The sequence below is a fragment of the Actinomycetota bacterium genome, assembly GCA_030019255.1.
Classification (GTDB): domain Bacteria; phylum Actinomycetota; class Geothermincolia; order Geothermincolales; family RBG-13-55-18; genus Solincola_A.
In genome coordinates this window covers 19,330-41,485 of sequence record JASEFK010000017.1, presented here as the reverse complement: position 1 = coordinate 41,485, position 22,156 = coordinate 19,330, and the positions used below count along the sequence as shown (strand labels likewise).

Annotated in this window: 23 protein-coding genes; 2 read left to right on the top strand and 21 right to left on the bottom strand. The window is 66.6% G+C overall.

Annotated elements, in window-relative coordinates:
- Positions 1-985 precede the first annotated feature (985 nt).
- The 17 genes from QME84_11615 to QME84_11535 all read right to left on the bottom strand — a co-directional run bounded on the left by QME84_11615 (position 986) and on the right by QME84_11535 (position 16,436).
- Positions 986-1,525 carry a C40 family peptidase gene (locus QME84_11615; protein MDI6874911.1) on the bottom strand — a complete coding sequence of 180 codons (540 nt, stop codon included), beginning with the start codon at positions 1,523-1,525 and terminating at the stop codon, positions 986-988.
- Positions 1,526-1,717: 192 nt separating this feature from the next.
- Positions 1,718-2,260: a hypothetical protein gene (locus tag QME84_11610; GenBank protein ID MDI6874910.1), complete on the bottom strand. Its 543-nt coding sequence runs from the start codon at positions 2,258-2,260 to the stop codon at positions 1,718-1,720.
- 49 nt (positions 2,261-2,309) lie between these two features.
- Entirely contained in the window at positions 2,310-2,798 is a 489-nt protein-coding gene (fliJ, locus tag QME84_11605) for a flagellar export protein FliJ (protein ID MDI6874909.1), read from the bottom strand.
- 109 nt (positions 2,799-2,907) lie between these two features.
- Entirely contained in the window at positions 2,908-4,266 is a 1,359-nt protein-coding gene (fliI, locus tag QME84_11600; protein ID MDI6874908.1) for a flagellar protein export ATPase FliI, read from the bottom strand.
- A 34-nt stretch (positions 4,267-4,300) separates the two neighbouring features.
- Positions 4,301-5,056 (bottom strand): FliH/SctL family protein, encoded by a 756-nt coding sequence (locus QME84_11595; protein ID MDI6874907.1) that lies wholly within the window; start codon positions 5,054-5,056, stop codon positions 4,301-4,303.
- Positions 5,040-6,038: a flagellar motor switch protein FliG gene (fliG, locus tag QME84_11590; protein ID MDI6874906.1), complete on the bottom strand. Its 999-nt coding sequence runs from the start codon at positions 6,036-6,038 to the stop codon at positions 5,040-5,042. The genes QME84_11595 and fliG overlap by 17 nt, the downstream gene beginning before the upstream one ends.
- 126 nt (positions 6,039-6,164) lie before the next feature.
- The gene (fliF, locus tag QME84_11585; GenBank protein ID MDI6874905.1) at positions 6,165-7,688 is read right to left on the bottom strand and encodes a flagellar basal-body MS-ring/collar protein FliF; all 1,524 of its coding nucleotides are present in this window, start codon (positions 7,686-7,688) and stop codon (positions 6,165-6,167) included.
- Positions 7,689-7,763: 75 nt separating this feature from the next.
- Positions 7,764-8,084: a flagellar hook-basal body complex protein FliE gene (fliE, locus tag QME84_11580; protein ID MDI6874904.1), complete on the bottom strand. Its 321-nt coding sequence runs from the start codon at positions 8,082-8,084 to the stop codon at positions 7,764-7,766.
- Positions 8,085-8,145: 61 nt separating this feature from the next.
- Positions 8,146-8,565: a flagellar basal body rod protein FlgC gene (gene flgC / locus QME84_11575; protein ID MDI6874903.1), complete on the bottom strand. Its 420-nt coding sequence runs from the start codon at positions 8,563-8,565 to the stop codon at positions 8,146-8,148.
- A 205-nt stretch (positions 8,566-8,770) separates the two neighbouring features.
- Complete coding sequence (gene flgB, locus QME84_11570) at positions 8,771-9,148, bottom strand: flagellar basal body rod protein FlgB (GenBank protein MDI6874902.1); 378 nt, start codon at positions 9,146-9,148, stop codon at positions 8,771-8,773.
- Complete coding sequence (locus QME84_11565) at positions 9,132-10,112, bottom strand: HDOD domain-containing protein (protein ID MDI6874901.1); 981 nt, start codon at positions 10,110-10,112, stop codon at positions 9,132-9,134. The genes flgB and QME84_11565 overlap by 17 nt, the downstream gene beginning before the upstream one ends.
- A 236-nt stretch (positions 10,113-10,348) precedes the next feature.
- Entirely contained in the window at positions 10,349-10,699 is a 351-nt protein-coding gene (locus QME84_11560) for a hypothetical protein (protein MDI6874900.1), read from the bottom strand.
- A gap of 262 nt (positions 10,700-10,961) precedes the next feature.
- The gene (fliS, locus tag QME84_11555) at positions 10,962-11,399 is read right to left on the bottom strand and encodes a flagellar export chaperone FliS (protein ID MDI6874899.1); all 438 of its coding nucleotides are present in this window, start codon (positions 11,397-11,399) and stop codon (positions 10,962-10,964) included.
- A 103-nt stretch (positions 11,400-11,502) separates the two neighbouring features.
- Positions 11,503-14,289 (bottom strand): flagellar filament capping protein FliD, encoded by a 2,787-nt coding sequence (fliD, locus tag QME84_11550; GenBank protein ID MDI6874898.1) that lies wholly within the window; start codon positions 14,287-14,289, stop codon positions 11,503-11,505.
- A gap of 82 nt (positions 14,290-14,371) precedes the next feature.
- On the bottom strand, positions 14,372-14,773 hold the full coding sequence (locus tag QME84_11545) for a flagellar protein FlaG (protein MDI6874897.1): 402 nt from the start codon (positions 14,771-14,773) through the stop codon (positions 14,372-14,374).
- Positions 14,774-14,901: 128 nt separating this feature from the next.
- The gene (locus tag QME84_11540) at positions 14,902-16,008 is read right to left on the bottom strand and encodes a flagellin (GenBank protein MDI6874896.1); all 1,107 of its coding nucleotides are present in this window, start codon (positions 16,006-16,008) and stop codon (positions 14,902-14,904) included.
- Positions 16,009-16,247: 239 nt separating this feature from the next.
- Complete coding sequence (locus tag QME84_11535; protein MDI6874895.1) at positions 16,248-16,436, bottom strand: hypothetical protein; 189 nt, start codon at positions 16,434-16,436, stop codon at positions 16,248-16,250.
- A 501-nt stretch (positions 16,437-16,937) separates the two neighbouring features.
- Between QME84_11535 and QME84_11530 the strand changes: the two genes are divergently transcribed.
- Together QME84_11530 and QME84_11525 are read left to right on the top strand one after the other, a co-directional pair.
- Positions 16,938-18,005 (top strand): glycosyltransferase, encoded by a 1,068-nt coding sequence (locus QME84_11530; protein ID MDI6874894.1) that lies wholly within the window; start codon positions 16,938-16,940, stop codon positions 18,003-18,005.
- Between the two features lie 33 nt (positions 18,006-18,038).
- Positions 18,039-19,118, top strand: coding sequence for a glycosyltransferase (locus QME84_11525; protein ID MDI6874893.1), 1,080 nt, complete (start codon positions 18,039-18,041; stop codon positions 19,116-19,118).
- Between the two features lie 9 nt (positions 19,119-19,127).
- Here the strand turns inward: QME84_11525 and QME84_11520 are convergent, their stop codons facing one another.
- From QME84_11520 to flgL, 4 genes are all read right to left on the bottom strand, one after another.
- Positions 19,128-19,901 carry a response regulator gene (locus QME84_11520; protein ID MDI6874892.1) on the bottom strand — a complete coding sequence of 258 codons (774 nt, stop codon included), beginning with the start codon at positions 19,899-19,901 and terminating at the stop codon, positions 19,128-19,130.
- A gap of 258 nt (positions 19,902-20,159) precedes the next feature.
- Positions 20,160-20,408: a carbon storage regulator CsrA gene (csrA, locus tag QME84_11515; protein ID MDI6874891.1), complete on the bottom strand. Its 249-nt coding sequence runs from the start codon at positions 20,406-20,408 to the stop codon at positions 20,160-20,162.
- A 154-nt stretch (positions 20,409-20,562) separates the two neighbouring features.
- Entirely contained in the window at positions 20,563-21,063 is a 501-nt protein-coding gene (gene fliW, locus QME84_11510) for a flagellar assembly protein FliW (protein MDI6874890.1), read from the bottom strand.
- Between the two features lie 137 nt (positions 21,064-21,200).
- Complete coding sequence (gene flgL / locus QME84_11505) at positions 21,201-22,100, bottom strand: flagellar hook-associated protein FlgL (GenBank protein MDI6874889.1); 900 nt, start codon at positions 22,098-22,100, stop codon at positions 21,201-21,203.
- Between the last annotated feature and the right edge of the window lie 56 nt (positions 22,101-22,156).

Sequence of the window (22,156 nt, the reverse complement as noted above, 5' to 3'; positions counted from 1 at the left end):
CCGGGACCGCGGAACTCCGGTCGGGTCGTCTCTTTCTCCGCGCCTTGCCTCCCTTCCCCTTCCCCCACCGCGGGGTCAGTGAATGGTGTCCCGGTGGGATCCCCGGCGAGGTGTCGCGTTACCGGAAACCACGGCGGGTCTCCCTCAGCTTTTCCGCCCGCATGGGGAACAGGGGCACCCGGTGACCCTAATAACGCCTTCAAGTTTCCTGGTTCCGGGTCGCCTTCCACCTTGACAAGGGGCATTTCCCGCGCCAAGGACGCGGACCCGCCCGTTTCAGGCCCACGAACCGCGAGAGGGATACGTCCCTCGGCTTCACCGGAGTCGGGCGCAGGGGTCACGCGGGTCACTAGGAACACACTTTCCACCCCACCACCAGCGGAGGCGGGTAGCTCCACTTTCCCGCATGCCTTTCCTGCCCCTTCCGGCGAGCCGGGCTGGGCGATGGCGGGAGAAAGGCCTTTCCCGGCCTCCCCGGCGACTCGCGGCTCCCTCCCGGTGGGCGCATCATGCGCCGGGATGACCTCACCGCGTCCCGCGAGCGCCACGAGGCGCGCATCCGAGACCATGGCGAGGAGCCCCGGCTCCCGTCCTCCATCCACGATTTCCCCCCGCGCCGCTTCCGGTGGCGCCATCTTTCCCACCAGGGCGGCGAAAACGCCCGCCCCGGCCATCAGCCCGGCGCAACGGCCTTCCCCGGCTAAGGCTTGCCACGCAAGGGGACCGGGCAAGCGAGGTCGACCGGCGGCCTGTTGACGTCCGCGCGCCTCCCGCGAGGAGTCCTCGACCGGCAGCCGCACTGCCGTTCCCTGCATCTTCTCACCTCCTTTCCTGCGGACCCAGGGTCCTTTTTTCAACCCGCCCGCCCTTCCGGGCCCGGGTTCCGGGATGGCACCGTCCATCCCTTTCCGGCCACGTGGCCTCCGGACGGGAATCCCCCACCCGGTCCGCCCCCGGACGCGAAACGGGCGAATTCAAGAGCTTTTCAAAGGTACCTGCGGGCACAGGCGAAATTGCGGTCGTACTTTCCCACCAACTCGCTTATCTTCACCACGTCCCCCGTGTGGGGAGCGTGGATGAAACGGTTGCCGCCGATGTAAATCCCCACGTGGTACAGGAAACCGCGGCCCCCGTTCTCCCCGAAAAAAATCACGTCCCCGGGTCGCAGTTCCGACCTGCTCACGGGAGTTCCCCGCTGGGCCTGGGTGACCGTGTAGTGGGGCAGCTCCACCCCGAACTTCCGGAAAACGTACTGCACCAACCCCGAGCAGTCGAAACCGCTCGGCGTGGCGCCCCCGTAGACGTAGGGAACCCCGAGGAACTTGCCGGCCTCCTGCACCACCGCTTCCCCAACCCCGTTAAGGGAGGATTGAAGGTAGGTCCCGAAGGGGGAGAAGACGGTGGACGCGCCCTCCGGGGCCTGCACCTGGTTCATCCCGGGAGGGTACGTCCCCGCCCGGAAAAGCTCCCTGAGGCGGGCCTCGATCTCCGCTATCCTCTGCGTTACACTGGTAATCCCTTCCATCTCTCCACCCGTTCGGTCAAGGGAGCCTGCGGGTCCCAACCAGCCTGACCACGCGTCATCCCGGTAATTCCTTCCATTACTCCATCCGTTCCGTTTGAGGAGACGGCGGTTCCCATCCACTCCCACCACGCTTTGCCATGGCAATATCTACCATCTCTCCATCCACGGCCTTGAGCTCGACCTACCATGGCCTTAAATCCTCGACATCTCGGAGAGGACCTTGCTTACGTACGCTTCCCCTCCCGAGGGGTTGTACTTGCGAAGAATGGCCCTCGGGTCGTTTCCGAAACCGTAGGAGTCCACCAGGCGATTCACCTCCCAGACGGCCTCCCGGAAACTGGAAAAACTCCTGCCCATGATCCCGAAGGGATTGTAAGGGCGGAAACAATACTTTCCTCCCGAGGATTCCGCGGTGGCCAGGGCCACCCCCAGCCTCCAGTCCATGCCGTAGCGGTCGGCCGCTTCCACGAAGTCCGCGGCGCAGGCGGCCAGCTCGGGATTGAAGAGACGGTTGCGCATGTAGTTCCGGAGCCGTTCCACCCGCGCGGCGTCATCGGCTGCCGCGGCGGAGACCCCGACCCCGTAAAGGCGGGTCGCGCCGCCTGCCGCCGGTTCCGCCAGGGCTTTCTCCACCAGGGCGCGGAAGGTAGGGGCGAGGGGTCTGCGCCTCAGCGTGGAAAGGCCGGCCTCGATCTCCGCGATACGCGCCTGCACTCCGCGTACTCCCTCGAGCATCGCTCGTCACCCGCTCCCTTGGTTCTTAGCCCGGCACACGTCGCTCCCGTCACGTCCCGTCCCGCTCCGTCCACTTCCTTCCCGCCGCCGGGAGGTTTCCGCCGAGGACAAAACGCACCCCGGCCACCTCGTCCAGGAAACCCTGTTCCTCCCGGGAACTTTCGTACCGGTGGCGCTCCAGGGCCCGCTCCCGGAGCCTATCCACCACCTTGCGCTCCTTGGAGGCCTCCGCCAGCAGACGGCGCTCCTCCTCCATCCTGGCCCTGGCCTCCTCCGTCCTTTCCACCTGCGCCTTGATGCGCACCGCGTTTCCCCGCAAGAACTCGTTCATGGCCGCCAGGACCCCGCTGGCACATCCGGAAGAGAGCTCCCGGGCCAGCCTCTCGCGGGCCTTCCTTTCCCGCTCGGTGAGCGCGTGGAGGGCCTCTCTCTCCTCGTGATATCGCCTGGCGGCGGCCCCGAAGATCCTCTTGCGTTCCTCCTCCTGGGCGGTTCGCAGCCTGCGCACCGACTCCAATCGAAAGGAGAACTTCTTCATCTCTCACCATCCCACCCGGTCTTCTTTCGGGAAGCGGTCCTGCCCGCCGCCCGTGGAGCGCGACCCGGCCGCTTCCGCGATCCGTAACATGCCCATGCCAGGCGGATGGTCATCGCCCCTCCGCCTCCTCGTGCAGGTTGACCAGCATGTCCACCACCTCCTGGTAAGTGAAGCTCTCCTCCACCTTCTGGCGGAGAAAGGCGTTGATGTCCTGGATGTACCTCAGGGCGCGGTCTATCTCCGGGTTGGAGCCGGCCCGGTAGGCGCCAATGTTGATGAGGTCCTCGTTGGACCGGTAGACGGCCAGGTTCCTGCGCAACCAGTCGGCGGCCGCCCTGTGGCGGGCGTTGGTTATCTCGGAGGCCAGGCGGCTCACGCTCTGCAGGACATCGATGGCCGGGTAATGGTTCCGGGCCGCTATCTCCCGGGAGAGGACCACGTGACCGTCGAGTATGGAGCGGCTGGTGTCGGCGATGGGCTCGTTCATGTCGTCGCCCTCCACCAGCACGGTATAGAGGGCGGTGATGGTCCCCCGTTTCCCGCACCCGGTCCTCTCCATGAGCCGGGGAAGGAGGGCGAAGACGGAGGGAGGGTAACCTCGGGTGGTGGGAGGCTCCCCCGCGGCCAGGCCGATCTCCCGCTGGGCCATGGCGAAACGGGTCACCGAGTCCAGCATGAAGAGCACGTCCATCCCCAGGTCCCGGAAATACTCGGCGATGGTGGTGGCGGCCAGGGCCGCCTTCACCCGGATCATCGCCGGCTCATCGCTGGTGGCCACCACCACCACGGAACGCCGCAGTCCCTCCTCGCCCAGGTCGCGCTCGATGAACTCCCTCACCTCGCGGCCCCTCTCGCCCACCAGGGCGATGACGTTTACCTGGGCCTGGGTGTAACGGGCGATCATCCCCAGCAAGGTGGACTTGCCCACCCCGCTCCCGGAGAAGATGCCCATCCTCTGTCCCTTGCCGCAGGTGAGAAGGCCGTCGATGGCCTTTATCCCCAGGCCCAGGGGCTCCGTGATCCTCCTGCGCTCCAGAGGATGTGGAGGGTCGTTCTCCACCGGGCGCATCTCCAGGCCGGGGGGAAGGGGCCGGTTGTCGGCGGGACGGCCCAAGCCGTCGAGTATCCTTCCCGTGAGTTCCTCCCCCACGGGAACGCAGAGCGGCCTGCCCAGGGCGAGGACCTCGCATCCGGGACCCACCCCGTGTGTCCAGCTCAGGGGCATGAGGAGCACCTTGCCCTCCCGGAATCCCACCACCTCGGCCTCCAGCAGGTCCTGGCCCTCTCGATCCCGTATACGACAAAGCTCCCCCACCGTGCCTCCCGGACCCCTGGCCTCCACGATCAGTCCCACCATCCTCTCCACCCGACCGGTGAAGAGCAGGGGATCGGTTTCCCGAAGCCTCTTCCTGCGGAGGTAAAGTCCCCTCTTGGTTTCCTCGAGGATCTCCTCATCCCGTATCTGCATCGCGCCATCCCGCTCCCAAACCCGGTTCCCGTCCTCAACCATGAGCCCCATCCCCGGACCGGGGCGTCCCCGGACCGGTGACCTCCACTCCCTCCTCCGGGAGAACGGCACCCCTTACCCTTTCCAGCCGTTCCTCCAGGCGGCCGTCTATGGTCCCCGCCGGGGTCTCCACCACGCAACCTCCCGGGAGGATCTCGGCGTCCTCCACCAGCTCCATTCCCTCCACGTCGGTGAACGAGGAGGCGATCTCGCGCACCCGGTCGGCAAGGAGACGCAGATCCCTTGGGTGCATGCGCACCCTCAGGGATCGCCTGTCAGCGGCCCTGGAGATGACCGCCCTCACCATCTCTCCCAGGGAGTCCGCGTTCCCGTCCAGCTTCTGCAGGGCCAGCTTCTCCCCCACCTCGAGGGCCATCTCCGCCACCTCGCGTTCCAGGCCGGCGAGGAGCTCCCGCCTCGCCCTCTCCAGTCCATCCCTCAGGGCGGCCGCCGCCCGGACCAGCTCCGCCGCCTCCCGGCGCGCCTCCTCCCATCCCTCGCGGAAACCCTCCTCGTAACCCCTCCTGGCCCCTTCCTCGCGGGCCCTCTCCCTCTCCGCGTCCAGGATGGCGGTCACCTCCAGGGGGTACCCGTTCTCCAGGCGCGTCCCCGCCTGCTCGCCCAGGGGTGCCGGCACCCGGCACACCCCGGCCAGGCGCACCCGCTTGAAGACCCTGCTCCCCGGTGAGGGCAACCCGCCGCCCTCGAGGAGGGCGTCCAGGCTCTCCCAGGGGTCACTCGATGATCTCATCCTCTCCACCTCGGGCGATGATGATCTCCCCCGCCTCCTCCAGGGCCCGGATCTTGGAGACTATGGATTGCTGCGCCTCCTCCACCTGGCGCAGGCGCACCGGGCCGAGGTACTCGATCTCCTCCTGCAGCATCTCGGCGGCCCTCTCGGACAGGTTCCTGAGTATCTTGTCCCTCACCTCGGGGGCGGTTCCCTTGAGGGCCAGGGCCAGCTCCTTGGTCTCCACGTCCTGGAGGACCTTTTGTATGGAGCGATCGTCCAGAGTGACGATGTCCTCGAAGACGAACATAAGCTTCTTGACCTCTTCCGCCAGTTCCGGGTTCTTCTGGGAAAAGGCCTCGAGGATGGACTTCTCCGTGGAGCGGTCCACGTTGTTGAGAATCTCCGCCAGGGCCTTGACCCCCCCGGAGACGTCTTCCTCGTAGCTTCGCACCACCGCCCCAGCCAGGCTCTTTTCCAGCACCCTCTCGATGCTGTGCAGGACGTCGGGAGCCGTCCGGTCCATGAGGGCCAGGCGCATGGACACGTCTATGGCCATCTCGTCGGGGAGGGTGGAGAGGATCTCCGCGGCCTCCCTGGGCGGCATGTGGGCCAGGATAATTGCGATGGTCTGCGGATGCTCGTTCTGGAGCACCGCAGCCAGCTGGTTCACGTCCACCTCCCTTAAAAAGGAGAGGGGGGCCACCCGGACGGAGGTGCTCAACTTCTCCAGGATGACCTGGGCCTTCTGGGGGCCCAGCGCCCTTTCCAGGAGTTCCTTGGCGAAGGCTATACCCCCCGCCTGCAGCTCCCCGCCTCCCGCGATACGGTCGTAAAAGTTCTCCAGGACGAAATCCCTCTCCTCCTGGCTGACCCGGGTGAGGTTGGCTATGTGCAGGGTGAGGGTCTCGATCTCCTCCTCGCTCAGGTACTGCATGACCTTGGAGGCCACCTCCGGGGCCAGGGAAACCAGGAGGATGGCCGCCTTCCGCTCGCTGTTCATCCCGTGCAGGGTGGAGACGTCCAAGGCCACTTTCCGATCCCTCCTGCGCGAACCTTACCTTCCAGGAACTGGTATTTCTCCCACTCTTCCACGCCCCACGGAGTGTAGTGGGAAAGCAATCTCTCCTCACCTCTCCTTGAGCATGGCCCGGAGCACCTTGGCCACTTCGTCCGGCCTCTGGTTGGCGAACATCTCGATGGAGGCCAGCACGGGGCTCTTGGTTGTCCCGGTGAGCATGGGCCGGGCCTTTTCCACCGCCTCCTCAAGGGCCTGGGAAGCGGTCACGTCGAGCATGGGAAGCTCGGCGAGACGTTTTTTAACCCGCTTCAGCCTGCGCAGGAGGAAGAAGGCGAAAAGCGCGACCAAAAGGACCAGTCCCCCCAGCCGCGCCCACTCCATCAACCGCCTTCCGCCCTCGGCCTTGGCCAGGGCGGCCCGCGCCTCCTCCTGCTGGGCGGTGTCGAAGGGAACCTGTTGCACGGCTATCACGTCCCCCCGGCCCGGGTCGATCCCGGCCGCCGCCGAGAGGGCCTCCTCCAGGGCGGTCACCGTGGCATGATCCACCCCCTGGTCCACCAACACGGCCAGGCTGACGCCGGTGATCTTTCCCGGGGGACTGGTCTTCTCGGTAACCTCCCGGTTGTTCTCGTATTCCGTCTTGGTCTCCCGCTTCTGGTAGGCGGCTCCGGAACTCCCCTGGGTGAGGGACTGGTAATCGGGGATGTTGGAGCCGGTCCCGGGCACCCCGGTAGCGGTTCCAACCCCGTTGTTGTACACCTCCTCGAAGGTCTGCTGGCTCTTGGGAAGGCCTCCCTCCGTGGAAGGTCGATAACTCTCCTCCTGGGTCACGCTCTGGGAGAAGTCCACGGACACGTGGGCCTTGACGATGCCCTTGCCCCTCCCCACCACGCGGTCCACCACCTCCTGGAGGGAGGACTCGAAGTAGCTGCGGTAGGCCTGCAGGGCCTCCAGCTGGGTGGCGGCCTGGGCCATGGAGGACTCGCCCCCCGTGAGGGTGTTCCCCGCCTCGTCCACCACGGCCACGTCCTCGGGACTCAGGCCCATGACCGCCCCGGCCACCAGGTTTCGCACCCCTTCCACCTGTCCCGAGCTGAGCTTCTGACCCGGTTTCAGTTTCACCAGGACCGAGGCGGAGGCCTTCCGGTCGCCGCTGGTAAATATTCCCTCCTCGGGCAGGACGATGTGCACGTCCGCGGCCTCCACCTGCTCGAGGGAGGAGATGGTGCGGGAGAGCTCGCCCTCCAGGGCCCGCTGGTAGTTAACCTTCTGGCTGAACTCACTGGCCCCGAAACCCGTGGAGTCGAAGACCTCGTACCCCACCTTCCCCCCCGAGGGCACCCCTTCCATGGAGAGCTCCAGGCGCAGCTTGTCCACTTGGTCCTGGGGGACCAGGATGGCCGACCCCTCCACGCGGTAATCCACCTTCTGCTCGTCGAGCTTGGCCAGCACCTTGGAGACCTCCTCGCCCTCCAGGCCGGAGAAGAGGACCCGGTAGCGGGGACGCGACGCCCAGCGCGCCGCCATCACCAGCCCCAGGATGAGGATTACCGCGACCAGCAGGGTCCCCACCTTCTGGGCCGTGGTGTAGCGGCCGGATACGCGTCGCAGCCAGTCCAACAGTCCCTGCATCTCCCGCTTCTCACCTCGCTTTTCCGCCCCCCGACGGACCGGGGCCTCGCTTGCCCGCCAGGTCGCCGCGGGGGATTAGACCTGCATGTGCATGATCTCCTGGTAGGCCTCGAGGACCTTGTTGCGCACCTGCACCGCCATCTGGAGGGAGAGGTTGGCCTTCTCCACGGCCAGGATGACACTGTGGATGTCCTCGGCCTGCCCGGTGACCAGCTTGGCAACCATGTCGTCAGCCTGGGCCTGCACCCTCTCCAGCCGGTCCAGGGCCTTCCCCAGCCCTTGGGCGAAATCCACCCCCTCCCCCGCCGCGAAGGCCTTCCCGGCCCGCGCGCCGGTGGAGACGCCGGCGTTCCTTGACGCCTGGTAGGGATAGGTCCCGTACGGGGTGATCTTCATCCTCTCACCTCCCCCCTCAACGGGTCTCCTCCGGTCCTCGCGTCGTACCCCCGACGGCCCTTCACCTGAGGATGTCCAGGGCCCTCGTGAACATGGACTTGGCCGCCTCCAGGGCGGTGGCGTTGGCCTCGTAGGCCCGTGAGGCCACCACCAGGTCCACCATCTCCGTCACCGGGTTGACGTTGGGCATCTCCACGTAGCCGTCCTCCCGGGCGTCCGGGTGGTCGGGCTCGTAGACCAGGCGCGGCGGGCCCTGGTCCTCCACCACCCCCACCACCTTCACCCCCCGACCCGTCTCCCGGCCGTCATCCGCCCCCGTTCCCGCCTCGGCGGAGAAGACCACCTCCCTCCGTCGGTAGGGTCCCCCCTCGGGAGTGCGGGTGGTCTCGGAATTGGCGATGTTGGAGGCGATGACGTCCATCCACATGCGGTGGGCGGTCATGCCCGAGGCGCTGATATTCAAGGCGTTGAAAAGACCCATCTCTTACCTCCCGGTACCGATCCTCCCCGTGCCGATCGCCGGACTTCGCCCACGACATCCCCGGGCAGCGAAGCCCTCGCCGTCCGTGACCTCCCGGCGGAGGACATCACCGGCTTTCCCCGGAACCGCCGCCTCGCCCCCGCGGAGGCACGGCGAACCGGTGCGGTTTCCCGCCCGGAACACGCCGTCGCGAAGCCCGCATCCCTCAACGCTTGCCCTCCGATATCACGTAGCGGTACATGGAAAACCTGGTGCGGAGAACGGATCCAGCCGCCGAGTAGCGGAGGCTGTTCTTCACCATCTCCGCCGTCTCCTGCTCCATGTCCACGTTGTTCCCGTCCTCCCGGGCCTGGGTCATCTCGTCCACCCGAACCTCCGGCTCCAGGTCATCCAGACTCCCCTTGCCCTCCTCCAGGAGCTCCCTCAGCTCGGACTCGAAGGGCACGTAGGAGCGCTTGAAACCCGGGGTGTTGGCGTTGGCGATGTTGTTGGCCGTCACTTCGTGACGCAGCGCGTAGACGTCCATGGCCTTTCCGAGAAGCTGGAAAACCCGGTCGCCGAAAAGATCATATGTCACGGCCACCGCCTCCTTCCTGCACGCGCCGCCCTTCTTCCCCCCAGGGCAGGGGACCCCACTCGTCGTCGAACTCACCGGCCCGCGCCCGCTCCCCGTCGCCCCCCTCCTCCAGCATCTCTCCCGTCCACTGCCGAATCTCCTCCAGGATGCGGGAGTTGATGGTCACCAGGTGCGGAATGAGATCGGCCTCGGTGAGGTGCAGGATACGGAGGGCTTCGCGGTCGAGCTCCATCAGCGCCTTGAAGGGTTCCTCGCTCCTGATAAGCTCCCGGACCATGGTGTCCGCGAGGTTGACGATGGCTGTACCGCGGGGCAGGTTGGCCGACTCCTCCGGCGCGTGGTGGCACCTGAGGATCTCCACGAAGCGAGGGGAGAGGTTCCAGCGGTCGGCGATGAGGGAGCTCACCTCGGCGTGGTTGATGCCCAGGAGCTCGTCCTCCATCTCCACTCCCCTCCTGCCCCCCGCGGCGAGAACCTCCCCGTCCTCCACCGCCTCCACCAGGAAGGGGGAGAGCACCACCTTTCCCACGTCGTGCAACAAGGCCACCAGGCGCATCTCCTCCTGGTGCGGGTAGGAGATGAGGTCGCAGAGCTCCGCCGTGGCCAGGGAGGCGGCCAGGGAGTGGGCCCAAAGCCCGCCCTCCTCCAGCCCGTACCCCAGGAGGTTCACGTTCAGGAGGTCATAGGTGGTGATGTTCATGACTATGCGCCGGACGGCCCGTATGCCGATCATGGACACGGCCATGCCCAGGGATTCCACCCGCCGCGGCAGGCCGTAGTAGGCGGAGTTGGCCACCCTCAGGACGCGGGCGGCCAGGGAGGCGTCGGAGGCCAGGGTCTCCGCCACCTCCTGGAAGGAATAATCCTCCCCCGAGGTGAGGCACAAAAGCTTCAGGACCACGGCGTTCAGAGCCGGCATCCTCTCGATGCGTTCCCGTATCCTTTCCTGCAGGGATTCCGCGCCGTCCAAGGCGGCCTCCTTTCCCAGCGTTTGCCCGGTCGTAGCCTCTCCATCCCGGCCGCGACCCCGCCGCGCGGTCCGATAAACGAGGGAAGGACAACCCGGGGGCTGTCCTTCCCTGAACCTTCCTCGGATTCCCTTCCCTCCCCCTTCGGGTGGAGGAGAGTCCCCTTGCGTCCCTCGACATCCCGGGGAGAGAGGCGGTTGTTTTTCTTCGCCACGGGTCCTCCGCGGCGCGGAGGACCTCACACGTCGCTATCCACCGCCCTGCCCGACCCTCCCGGCAAGGGAGGGGAGTAGGCGGCCACCGCCCTTCTCCCCCGCCTTAGCCTCGACACCTCCGCGCCTATCTCCTCCATGCGGGCCCGCAGGAGGGAAGCGTTCTCCTCGCACCTGCGGGCCGCCCACTTGAGGACCTCCGCGGCCCGGCGGGGTTCCTCCGTCCTCAACGCTTCCAGGAGCTCGTCCAGGAGTTCCTCCACCCCGGAAAGCGACCTGGAAATACCTTCCACGTCGGAGCTCAAGATGGCCTTCCTCTCCTTCTCGAAGGCCCTCTCCAGTTCCTCCACCACCGCAGGGTATTCCCTTGTCCTCACCCCTACATCCCCCTAAAGGACGATGGACATCCCCTCCGTTGAGCCGGTTATCCCGGGGTCGCCCCCTTCACCTCGCCGCCTGCCCGAAAGCGGGCGCCGGGGGCCTCGCTCCGGGAACTCGGGGCGCCGGGCCGCGGAATTACCTTCCCCTTCCCGAACCCGCCCTCCAAGAGTGCGGCCGAGGGACGAGGCCCTGGAGCGCCGCGCGCTTTCCCGGTCGCTGCCGTGATCAGGAAACCGCCTCACTCGAGGGGAGGAGCCCTCAAAGCACGGCGCTCCTTTCCTCCCTCCTGGCCTCCGACCGCAGCTTCTTCTCCGCCTCCACCCAGGCCTCCCGCAGGGAGGAAAGGTGGCCGCGCACCTCCTCCAGGGGCCCCGGGTCCCTCCTTACCTGGGCCTGCACCAGCCGGTAGCCCAGGTACTCGTAGATCCGGAAAAGGTCCACGGCGATGCGGCCACCCTTCTCCATGTCCAGGCACCCCATGAGCTCATAGACCACGTCCTGGGCCCGGCGGACGAGGCCTTGGGCCGTTTCCCAGTTCCCGGCACGGGCGGCCTTCTCCGCCTGGTCCAGGAAGGACACGGCGCCTTCGTAGAGCATAACGATAAGGCCCATGGGGGTGGCCGTCTGCGCCTGGTTGGCCCGGTACGCGTCGGCCGCTTTGCCGCTGTTGAGCCTCGTTATCCTTGCGTCGTACATCGCTCACCCCTTACCAAAGAACTCCTGAAACCCTTCCGGCCGCAAGGCCTGCCACGCGGCGACCCCGCATGTGGCTGCCTTCTCTTCCCGACTGCCTGCCGCCTCACGAGCCAGCACCACCACTCCAGTTCCGGTTCAGGGACTGGATCTGGTTGGTCAGCCACTGGCTCTGGGTCTGCATGCGGGCCAGCAGCGTTTCCATGGCGGTGAACTGGGCGATGAGCCGGGCCTCGGTGGCCTTAACGCGTTCCTCCATCCTCTCTACCTGGGAGGCCAGGTCCCTTGAGTTCTCCTGTAGCAATGCCGTCAACCCGTCGAGCACCCCTCCCTGTGAGGTCACCTGTGCGAGATATTCCTCGAGGAGCTTCACCACCCCTGTGGCGTTCTCCTCCTTCACGATGTAGTCCTCTCCCGCCCGCAGGGCGCCCGCCCTCAGGGTCACCCCGGGGATGAGGGTGTCGTTGGTGCCATAAGCGGAGATGATTCCGGTCCCCACCAGCTCCTCCATGCCGCCGGCCGGGGTGAAGTAGGCGGTGAGGTTTCCCTCCGCGTCGGAGACTATGCGATAGGTCCCCGCCCTGCTTTCCTGGGAAGGCCGGCCGGAAGCGGAGATAATGCTCCCTGTACCTCCAGGTTCCAGCGTCACCTGGCCCGCGTAGTGGCCCAGGATGCGGAAGACCCTATCCGGGTTGTCCCGCAGGGCGGCGGAGAGCCTCTCCTCGTCCACCCGGAGCTGGCCACCCTTCACCTCCTCCACCGAGGTTCCCACGCTTCCCAGGGAGATGCCGATATCCATGAGGGTGCGGGGACTCCCCTCCAACCCCTCGGGCACCCACGAGGGGAGAGAGCGCAGCCGGTTGAGGATGTCCCGGGCCTGGGAGACCCCGGCCAGCAGCCCAGCCTGCTTTTGTTCTGCGTCGTACCTTAGGTATTCGGATATCTTGGCAACGTTCTGGTTGTAGGAATCGATGAAATCCTTTACTTTCTGCACGGCGGCGTCCACGTCGCTCACCACGGTGAGCACGGTGGGCACGAGGTTCCCGAGCTCGTCACTCTTGCTGACCTCCCTCAACGTCAAGGTGAGGCCGGGTATCACCCCGATGACCGTGTTGGACGCCGAATGGATGGGGAGGCCATCGTTGTAGCCCTCCACGACCAGCGAGGCAGCCTGCCCCAGGGCCTGCGAAGCGACGTCGGCCACTCCCAGGCCCTCCAGGATGTTCCCCGCCACGTCCACCAATTCGAGGGATACCGGGCCGGTGAACGTGGAGATGAAGGTCACCCGGTCGGTAAGAGGGTCATAGGTGGCTCGAACCCCCGCCCCTGCGGAGTTGATGCGGGAGAGCAGCCCCGAGAGGGTGTCGGAATACTTGTCGTAATAGACCACCTTGCCGTTGAGGGATACCGCACCCTTCGCCTCGCCTCCCAGGCTGGTTGTAAGACGCAGGACCTCCGGGCCGGCGGTGAATTCCAGGGTGCGAGACTCCGAAGCCTCGTTCACGAGATCGGTCACCGCCAGGCGGTACCTCCCGCTCTCGTCCCGGAGGAGGGACACGCGCACCGATCCCGCCTCCCCCAGGGCGGCGTTCATCTTGCTCTCCAGGTCGGCGGCCACCGCCGAGAGCTCGGTAACCCCCGCCTGCACGGACTCCAGGGCGGCAGTCTCGTAGTTCACGCCCCTGTAGGTGAAGCTCACCGTCTCCGTGCCCTCCAGGTCAAAGCCCGCCTTTCCGTCCCCCGAGGATAGAAAGCCGGAGAGCCAGCCGTCCCGGAGGTGAGCGGAGAACCCCGCCTGGTAGAGGAAGCGGGAGGTGGAAAGCCTGCCCAGGGGCACCTGTCCCGTGGCCGCCAGCCCCGCTTCGGCCCCGCCGGCGGCCAGGAGGGACTGCAGGCCCGCGGTCTCCGTCCCGGAAAGCCCGGTAAGAACAACCTCCCCGCCCCCGGAGCGATCCACGACCACCAGTCTCCCGTTGCCGGATCCTGAGGGATCGTCCACCGCCACCGATATTCGGCCCTCCTCCCCCAGGGCGCGGTTCATGGCCGCCTCCAGGCGGGAGGCCAGCTCCTCGAGGGTGGTGACGCCGGCCTGGGCGGAGCCCAGGTCCCCGGCGTCGGTCACGTAGTCGTTCCCGCCGTAGGTGAAGGCCACGGTCACGTCGCTGGAAAGGTCTCCCGCCAGGGTACCCTCCACGGGGCCCTCGGCCACGCCCCCCACCCAGGCGGAGGTGGCAGCGGAACCGTAAAGACCGGCCAGGCTCAGGAAATCGCTGGTGTCCGAGGCGCCGCCCAGGACCAGGCGGTCCCCGGTGGTATAGACACCGAGGAGGTTGAGCCGCCCCCCGGCGTCGGTGATGAGCACCGCCCGCGCCCCGCTCCCGGAGGCGTTCACCCTCTCAACCACCGAGTTATCCCCGGAGGCCAGGGTGGTCTCGGCGTCCACGTACACACGGGACCCGTTGACGGTGAAATATCCAACCGACGGAGCGGTGGGAAGGGTCTGGGCAAGGGGCAGGGTCTCGTCCACCGCCATCCCCAGGGGCGCGGAGGCGGAGGCAGTGGTGGGGGTGGCCAGTGAGAGCACGGTGACTCGATAGGTGCCGGGAAGGGCCTCCGCGGAGGCGGTCGCGGTCAGGGAGGACCCAGATACCTCCACCCTCCGGGCGAGGAGGCTGGAGGGCAGCCCGAGGGTGAAGGCCCGAGTCTTGAGCTCCAGAAGGCGGGCGTTGATCTCGTTCAGGGCTGATACCTGCGCAGCGATCCTCTGCTGCCTTTGCTGGAGCAGGGTGACCGGCCTCCTCTCCAGGGCCAGGAGGGAATCGATGATGCCCCTCCAGTCGACCCCGCTGGAAAGACCGGAAACCCCTCCTATCGAGCTCAGATAATAACTCATGGGCCTTCACCCCCGGTAATATTCGATTATCGCCTCGAGCGCCCGTGCCTCCGCGTACCCGTCTTGGGACCGCGTCTCCTCCTCAGAAGACCCGGTCCAGGTTCACCCCCCTGGCTTCCCCCTGCAGGCGGTCCAGGCGGGAGAGGAAGCTGGCCACCATGTCTAGGTAGCTCTCCCGGGGGACCTCGGTGAGGGTCTCCCCCGTCTGGGCGTCGGTGATGCGGATGATCACCCGGTTGGTTGCCTCGTGGACCTGGAGCTTGACCTCCCGGGGATGCCGCTGCACCAGGCGGGAGAGGAGGCTCTGCGTCAGCGCCTCGGCGCCGCCGGGGCGTCCCCGTTCCGCGGCCCTGGATGCCGCGAGGGGGGTCTCCTCGGACGAGACCTGGGCGCGGTCCGAGGTACTCTCCTCACGCGGCCTTTCCGCGGGCCGGGTCCCCTGGAAGAAGGAGGCGTAGGCGGCTCCTACCTTTCCGACGTCCATGTCCATCACCTTCCATCCCTGGCCCTGGCCGGCGGGGCCGCCCCTCCGGCGGACGCGCCGTGGAGGGGCGGCATCCTACCGAGTGCGAGATAGGGCGGGGGCCGGGGCCCCCGCCCGGTCCTCCCGGATTAACGCAGCAACTGCAGCACGGTCTGGGGCACCGCGTTGGCCTGGGCCAGCATGGCCGTGCCGGCCTGGATCATGATCTGCTGGCGGGTGAAGTTGACCATCTCCGCGGCCATGTCCACGTCGCGGATGCGGGACTCGGAGGCGGAGATGTTCTCCACCGCCACGCCCAGGTTGGCGATGGTGTGCTCCAGGCGGTTCTGAACGGCCCCCAGGTTGGACCTCTGCTCGGAGACTTGGTTTATCGCTGAATCCAGGGACTCGATGGCGGCTTCCGCCCCGCTTATGGAGCTCACGTCGAGGGAATCAATTCCCAGTGCCGATGCCCTCATGTCCCCCACGCTCACGGTGATGGTCTCATCCTTGTAGGCCCCGATATGCAGGCTCATGGCCCCTGCGGTCACGTCGAAAGCGCCGTTTCCGCTGGCGATGTCAGCGGTGAGGGCGGAGTTGATGGTTACCGCCACGGAGAAACTGGAGAAGGTAACCACCGAGGTCTCGAACTCGCCGCTCGGAACCGTTACTCTAAGGGTCTCGGAATTGGTTCCATCGGACAAGGTAAGCTCGTTGCTGCTGGCGACGAAAGAAAGGTAGTATGTACCGGCGGCGGCTCCGAGGGATTCTATGTTACTGATACCGTACTGAGGGTTGAGGCTGGATCCCGACACGGTGATACTCGATCCCAGGCCTCCATTGAGCAGGGCCTCACCGTTGAACTTGGTGGAATTGGCGATCCTGGTGACCTCGTTAATGAGATTCGACACCTCCGACTGTATCGCTTGGCGGTCGGCATCCGTCAGGGTTCCGTTGGCCGCCTGCACCGCCAGCTCTCGCATCCTCTGTAGGATGGCGTGGGTCTCCTGCAGGGCGCCCTCCGCCGTCTGGATGAGGGAGATGCCGTCCTGGGCGTTGCGCACCGCCTGCTGCAGGCCCCGCACCTGGCTGCGCAGCTTCTCGCTGATGGACAGCCCGGCGGCGTCGTCGGCGGCGCGGTTGATGCGCAGGCCCGAGGACAGGCGCTCCAGCGACTTGGACAGCAGGCTGTCGGTGAGGGTCAGGTTGCGGTGGGCGTTGTACGCCGCGATGTTCTGGTTGATCCTGAGTGCCATCTTCGATCATCCTCCTTGACGAGTTTTCCCGGGTCCTCGCGGACCCAACGGCTTCCTGCCTGCTCCCGGCCTGTTGTCCGCGGGGCCGGCCGGCTCCGCCCCTCCCTGGGCATCCTTAAGGTCCCCTCTCCATGGCATCACCGTCCTTCCTTGAACCTCCAAGAGCTTCCCTGCTTTTACCCTAATCTCGCCCCGCCGGGCGCCTCCGCCCATCCCCCCGAAGGCGGATGGGAAGTCGGTCAAGAGGTGGATTGCTCCCTACCCACCACGGACGCGGAGCGCATCCTCCCCAGCTGGTTGAGAAGCTCCCCTAGCTCCCTCTGCACCTCGGCTGAGACGGGGGGGAGTATGGTCAGCCAGAGGAAAACGGCGTTCTCCAGCAGCCCCAGCTGCCTGTCGGTGAGCTCCATCCTTCCCTCCTTGGTCAACGGGCATCCCTCCTTGGTCAATCCGGGAAGGCTCCCTTCCCGCTCGCCTTCATCTTCGGACGTCCGGCCCTTTCCTCCATCCACCGATTGTCGGGGCGGCAGGCGACGCAGGGTGGATTGAGGGAAGGGGCCGCGGTATCGCCGGCCGTGTCAAACCAAGCGGGTCCATGCCGCCCGGCGCCCGCCACCCCCGGGGAAGGCACCAGGAGAGGCCCATCGAGGCCCGCGACCTCGACTACCCGGGTTGAAGTCTCGCCTCGGCCACGACGGTTACACACGTGGAGGGGACACCGTGGACCAATGACCTCGAGCCGTCGGCGTCGCCTTCACGTCAATCCCCCCAAAGGGGGACTTCATAGCCGCCGTTGGGTTATTGCGCCGCCGCTCCACGGGTGATGGAATGGCACTCGGCGGCGCGGGGAGGATCCAACCGTCCCGCCCCGCGCCCGCCAAGGTCATAGACCAGGGGTCGCGCGCGGCGGAGCAGGCCTGGAGGGAGGGATGGGCATGAGGGTGCTTTTCTACTGCGCCAACCTGTCGGGGAGCGGGCATTACCGGTGCGTTTACCCGGCGCGTGCCCTGCGCCGCCGGGGCCACCGAGCCGACTGGCGGGTAGGGGTGAGCCTCAACCCGGAGACCTACGATCCCGTGGACACCTCCTACGACGTCTACGTTATCCAGATGGCCCAGCACAAGGGCGTGCTCACCCTCCTGCGGAGGCTGGCCGCGCTGGGGAAGGTGGGCCTGGTGGAGGTGGACGACCACGTGCGGGCCACCCCCTTCTACAACCCGGCCTTTCGGGCCTTTCGAGGCCGGGACGGCAAGGCTCGCGCCTTGGAGGAGTGCGCCCGGGCGGCGGACGGGGTGACCGTGTCCACCCCGGAGCTCGCGGAGCTGTTCACCCCCCTGAACCCCAACACCTTTCCCCTCCCCAACTGCATCGACCTGGGGGACCCGGCGTGGAACCCGCGGCCGGAGAAGGAGGCGGGAAGGGTGGTGGTGGGCTGGGCCGGTTCCCCCACCCACCTGGAGGATTTCCGCCCCCTGGTCCCGGTCCTCGAGGCCCTGTGCCGCCGCTACCCGCAGGTCAAGGTGGCCGTGGGGGGACCCAAGGAGGTCTTCGCCCTCCTTGACCAGGTACCGGAAGAACAGAAGGAATACCTCCCCCCGGTGCCCTTCGAGGAGTACCCTGGGATGCTGGCCCGCTTCGACGTGGGGCTGGTGCCCCTGGCGGACAACTCCTTCAATCGCTGCAAGAGCGATCTCAAGGGCCTGGAGTACTCCGCCCTGGGCATCCCCTTCGTGGCCAGTCCCCTGCCCGCCTACCGGCGCCTGGTGGAGGAAGGCGAGAACGGCTTCCTCTGCTCCCACCGCAGGGAGTGGTTCGGTCGCCTGAGCGTGCTGGTGGAGAAGGAGGACCTGCGCCGCAGGATGGGGCGGCGGGCCAGGGAGATAGTGGAGAGGCGCATGTCCGACCATTACGCTCCCCTCTGGGAGGGGATACTGGAGACGCTCATCCTGAGACGCCGCCTGCTCTCCGCCGTGGAAGCGATTTCCTCCCCCAACTGAGGGACGCGCCGGCCCGGGAGAGAGGTCCGAGCGGTGAGGAAATACTTCATTCCCCACGAGAAATTCAGGGAGGCGTTGCTCAAAGGGCGCCCCGCCGGGCTCAGGGACCTGGAGGAGGCCCTGCGCCGTGGCACCCTGGTGGAGCTGCGCTGTCCCCTCTGCGGAGAGCTGCACCTCTCCGAGCTGCGCTTCCTCTCCCCCCTCAGTCCCTGTCCCCGCTGCGCAAGTCGTCCTTCCCCCGCCGAGGACACGGGCGACGATCCCGGCGCCGGGCCACGGGAAGGGGACACCCGGGTGACCGTGCTGGTCCCCGTCCTCCGGGGACATCCCCTCCTTCACCTGTGCCTGGGAGCAATTCTCCGGAGCCTGGGGAAGGAGGGGGAGCTGATGGTTTCCCTGGCCAAACCCGGTTCGGTTCCCGGTCGATACCTGGAAAACATTCCTTGTCGTAAACTGGAGAACCCGGGGGGCACGGGCCTCCCGGCAGCCGTGAACCAGGCTCTTCTGGAGGCGCGGGGCGATTACCTGGCCGTGGTGCGGGAGGACGTCCTGGTGCGCCCGGACTGGCTGCGCCACCTTCTATCGGCCCTGGAAAGCGATCCCGGGGCGTTGGCGGCCTCCGCGCTGATCCTGGACATGGATGGTAATATTTGCCATGCCGGCTACCGCCCGTCGCGCACCCCGGACGGCAAACCCCTGCTCCTACCACTGCGCAAGGGCGAAAGGCCCTCCTCCGTGGAAGGAACGGATGAAGTGCCAGCCCTGGCCCTTTACTGCGCCCTCCTGCGCCGTCGCCCGGCCTTGGAGACGGGCTTCTTGGACGAGGAGGGCTACCTCCCTCCCGGCACCTACGGGGACGTGGACTGGACCCTGAGGGCCCGCTTATACGGATTTCGCTTCCTGGTGGTTCACGCATCACAGGCCCTCCGCCTGGGATCGATGTCCGCGGCGGAGTCCCCCGTCCACGACGAATCCTCCCTCCGGAACCTGGACTTCCTGCTTCAACGCTGGTCGCACGCGGAAGGTGCGTTTCCGCTGTCCATCGCCGAAGAAGCTTCCCCGCCAAGCAGCCAGGTCTCGCGGTCCGGCGTCCACGCGCAAAGTTCCCGGTAAGTGACCTCTTCAGCCCGTTTCCGCCCCTGGGGCGCCGGTCTCGAAGAGGTTGATCCCCATGTGCACCAGGTTGGCCAAGAGCTCCAGCCCACGGTGCTCCGCGGCCAGGTCCCTTATCCTCCTCGCCCTGGCCCTCCAGGCCTCCGAGACGGCGATTTCCTCTCCCTCGCCGACGAGGATTCCCGACTCTACCATCTCCTCCAGGATGCACGCCAAGTCCCCACCCCCGTAGACCATGCTCTCGTCCAATCGGTGTCGGGCAATGCGTCCCCGGGAGGATATGACCAGGAGGGCCTCCAGCTTGGGGAGGTGATCCACGTCCCGGCCCACGAGGTCCAGGAACTCGCGCGCCCGCCCGTAGCCGGCTAGCTCCCTCGCCCGGGACGGGCGGTCGCGTTCCTCGAGGAGAAATCGCAGCACCAGCTTGAGCAGATCGATCTTGATGGGCTTGAAAAGGTAGGCATCGGCGCCGCGGTAGAGGGCTTCGTACATGGAGAATTCGTCGGTCGCCGCCGTCACGCAGATCACCGGAACTTCCCGGAGGCCGCTTTTATCCTTGAGGATTTCCAGGATGCCCATGCCGCCCAGGATGGGCATGCGTAGGTCCAGGAGGACAGCGTGGGGGAAGGTCCGGTAAAGAAGGTCCAGGCCCATGGTGCCCTTGGCCGCCTCCACCACCTCGTAGCCCTCCATGGAAAGGACGGTACGGATCATGGTGGAGACATCGGGGTCGTCCTCGATACACACTATCCTTTTCCCGTGGCCCGTGTCCTTGTCTTCCAAGTTCTACCTCCTAAGCAGGCCGGGCTCACGCTCCCGCTGACCTCGAGGAGGGCTTAGACTCTCCCCTAATGCAGCCTCTGCCCTCGCCGGACCGGAACCGGTAACCTCCCGGCCCCGAGGATAAACTCAACTTCCTCCAGTTCCCTTTTCCACCCTTAAACTGTTTTCCAAGCCACTGGAATATCATGGGCGTTCGCCTCTTCCGCTCGGCCCCTCCCCGTTCCCGATCCACCGCCGTCCGCGACGTCTACCCGGCGGTCAACCCCCTCCCGGCAAGTGCCTTTCGCCCAGCAGGCGATCCATCTCGCGGGTGGCCTCGGGAGTGGCCGAGGCGGCCTCTACGTTGGCGCGCGTTATCTCCTCGTATATCTCCCTGCGGTGCACGGAAACCTCCCGGGGGGCCTTAATACCCAGGCGCACCCGGTCGCCCTTGATCTCCAGGATGAAGACCTCTATGTCGTCCCCGATGACCACGCTCTCCATTATCTTGCGCGTGAGAACCAGCATCCCTGCCCGCCTTCTCCTCTACCCTTCCGAACCTACGTCTCCGGCTTCCGGCCTCCTCTTCCCTCCTCGCTCCGGGCCGCCGACCCGCGCCCGCTGCGCCGTCCCGCTCCTGCAGCCAAGCCATAAGCCCACGGGGCGGAGGAAGCCGCAACGGTCAATCCCGCGGTTCTCGCCGCTCCCCCTCCGCCTCCTCCCCCTCTGGGAAGACCGGTTGCCTTATGGGATACTCCGGGTTGGAGACCACCACCTGCCTGGCCCGGCGGTTGTTCAGGTTGACCACCACCGGGCCCCTCAGGTTCACGGTCATCCGCCGCGGATCGGCCGGAACGGTGACCAGGCAGAAGAGGGAGAAGTTGTAGGGCTCCCGGAGCTCCAGCGCCTCCACGTCCTCGTCCGGGACCTCGGGCGAATAATCCGGGAAGAAGGCCCACGGGTCCACCACCAGGAAAGCCACCGCGGGGTCCTCGAGGGACTGCAGCCACATGAAGACGCCCTTGCGGTGGTCGATGAGCACGTAGCGATGTAGGTCGGAAAAGCCGAGAAGTCCCTCCGGGAACTCCAGCACCTGGTCGGGCCGGTACCGGATCCAGCCCAGCTTCTCGCTGTGGAAGCTCTCCAGCTCCCCTCTCTCCCGGGTTTCCTCGCTTTCCCGCACCGTCGCACCTCCAAGTCCGGTTCTTTCCTAATATATTCCTTTCCGCCTCCCCGTCAACCGGGCCTCGCTTCCCTTCCAGTCGACCCTGGCCCCCCTTCCGCCCGCCGGGACGCCGCGCCCCACCCCGGCCACGGTTTCTATTTCAGGTAATCCATGAGGGTGGGCATGATGGCCTTGGCGCAGGCGGCCAGGGAGGCCTGGTAGGCGGTCTGCTTGAACTGGAAATCCATGGCCGCCTCGGCCAGGTCAGCGTCCTCGGCCAGGGAGAGTAACTCCTTGTGCTTCACCACCAGCCCGGAGATGACCTCCTCCATCTTCTCCAGGCGGTTATAGACGGCACCCACCGTGCCCAGCTTCTCCGTCACCCGGTCCAGGGCGGCGTCCAGGTCGGCCAAGAGTCCCCCTCCCACTTGCCGGATATCTCCCGAGCGGATGGCGGCCGCGAGGTCCGAGAGGAGCTTGAACAGGCTGTGCCCCCCGCTCCCCAGGTCCAGGAAGACCTCCTCCCCGGTGAGGTTGAAAACCAGGGGAGTTCCTTCCCCTATGTTCACCTTCATGTGAGCCGCGTTTCCCTGGTAGGCGACGTCGTCCCCGGACCGCACGAAGGGAACCTCCCCGGTCCGGGTCCCGGAAAAGACGTAACGCCCGAAATAGCGCTCCTGGGTGAGCATGAAGATGTGCTCGTTGAACTCCTCCACGCGCTGGGCGATGTTCTCCCGGTCGGAGTCGGAGAGGGTCCCGTTGGCCGCCTGCACGGCCAGGGTGCGCACCTCGATGAGGGAATCGGAGACCGCGCGCAAGGCGTATTCCGTCGTCGCCACCCAGGCCTTCACCTCGCCGATGTTGCGGGTGAACTGGTCCAGGACCGCCAGCTGGGCCCTGGAGCTGATCGCCCGGTGGGCGGCCGTGGGGTCGTCGGAGGGCCGGTTGACCCGCTTTCCTGTGGAAAGTTTTTCCTGGGCCCGCATGAGGTTCTCCAGGCTCCTCTGCAGGTCGGCCAGCACCATCTGGTTGGCCATCCGGTTGGTCACCCTCATCGTCACCATCTCCCCGCTTCTCTCGCGAAGGCTGCTCCATCGCCCGAAGGCTCGCC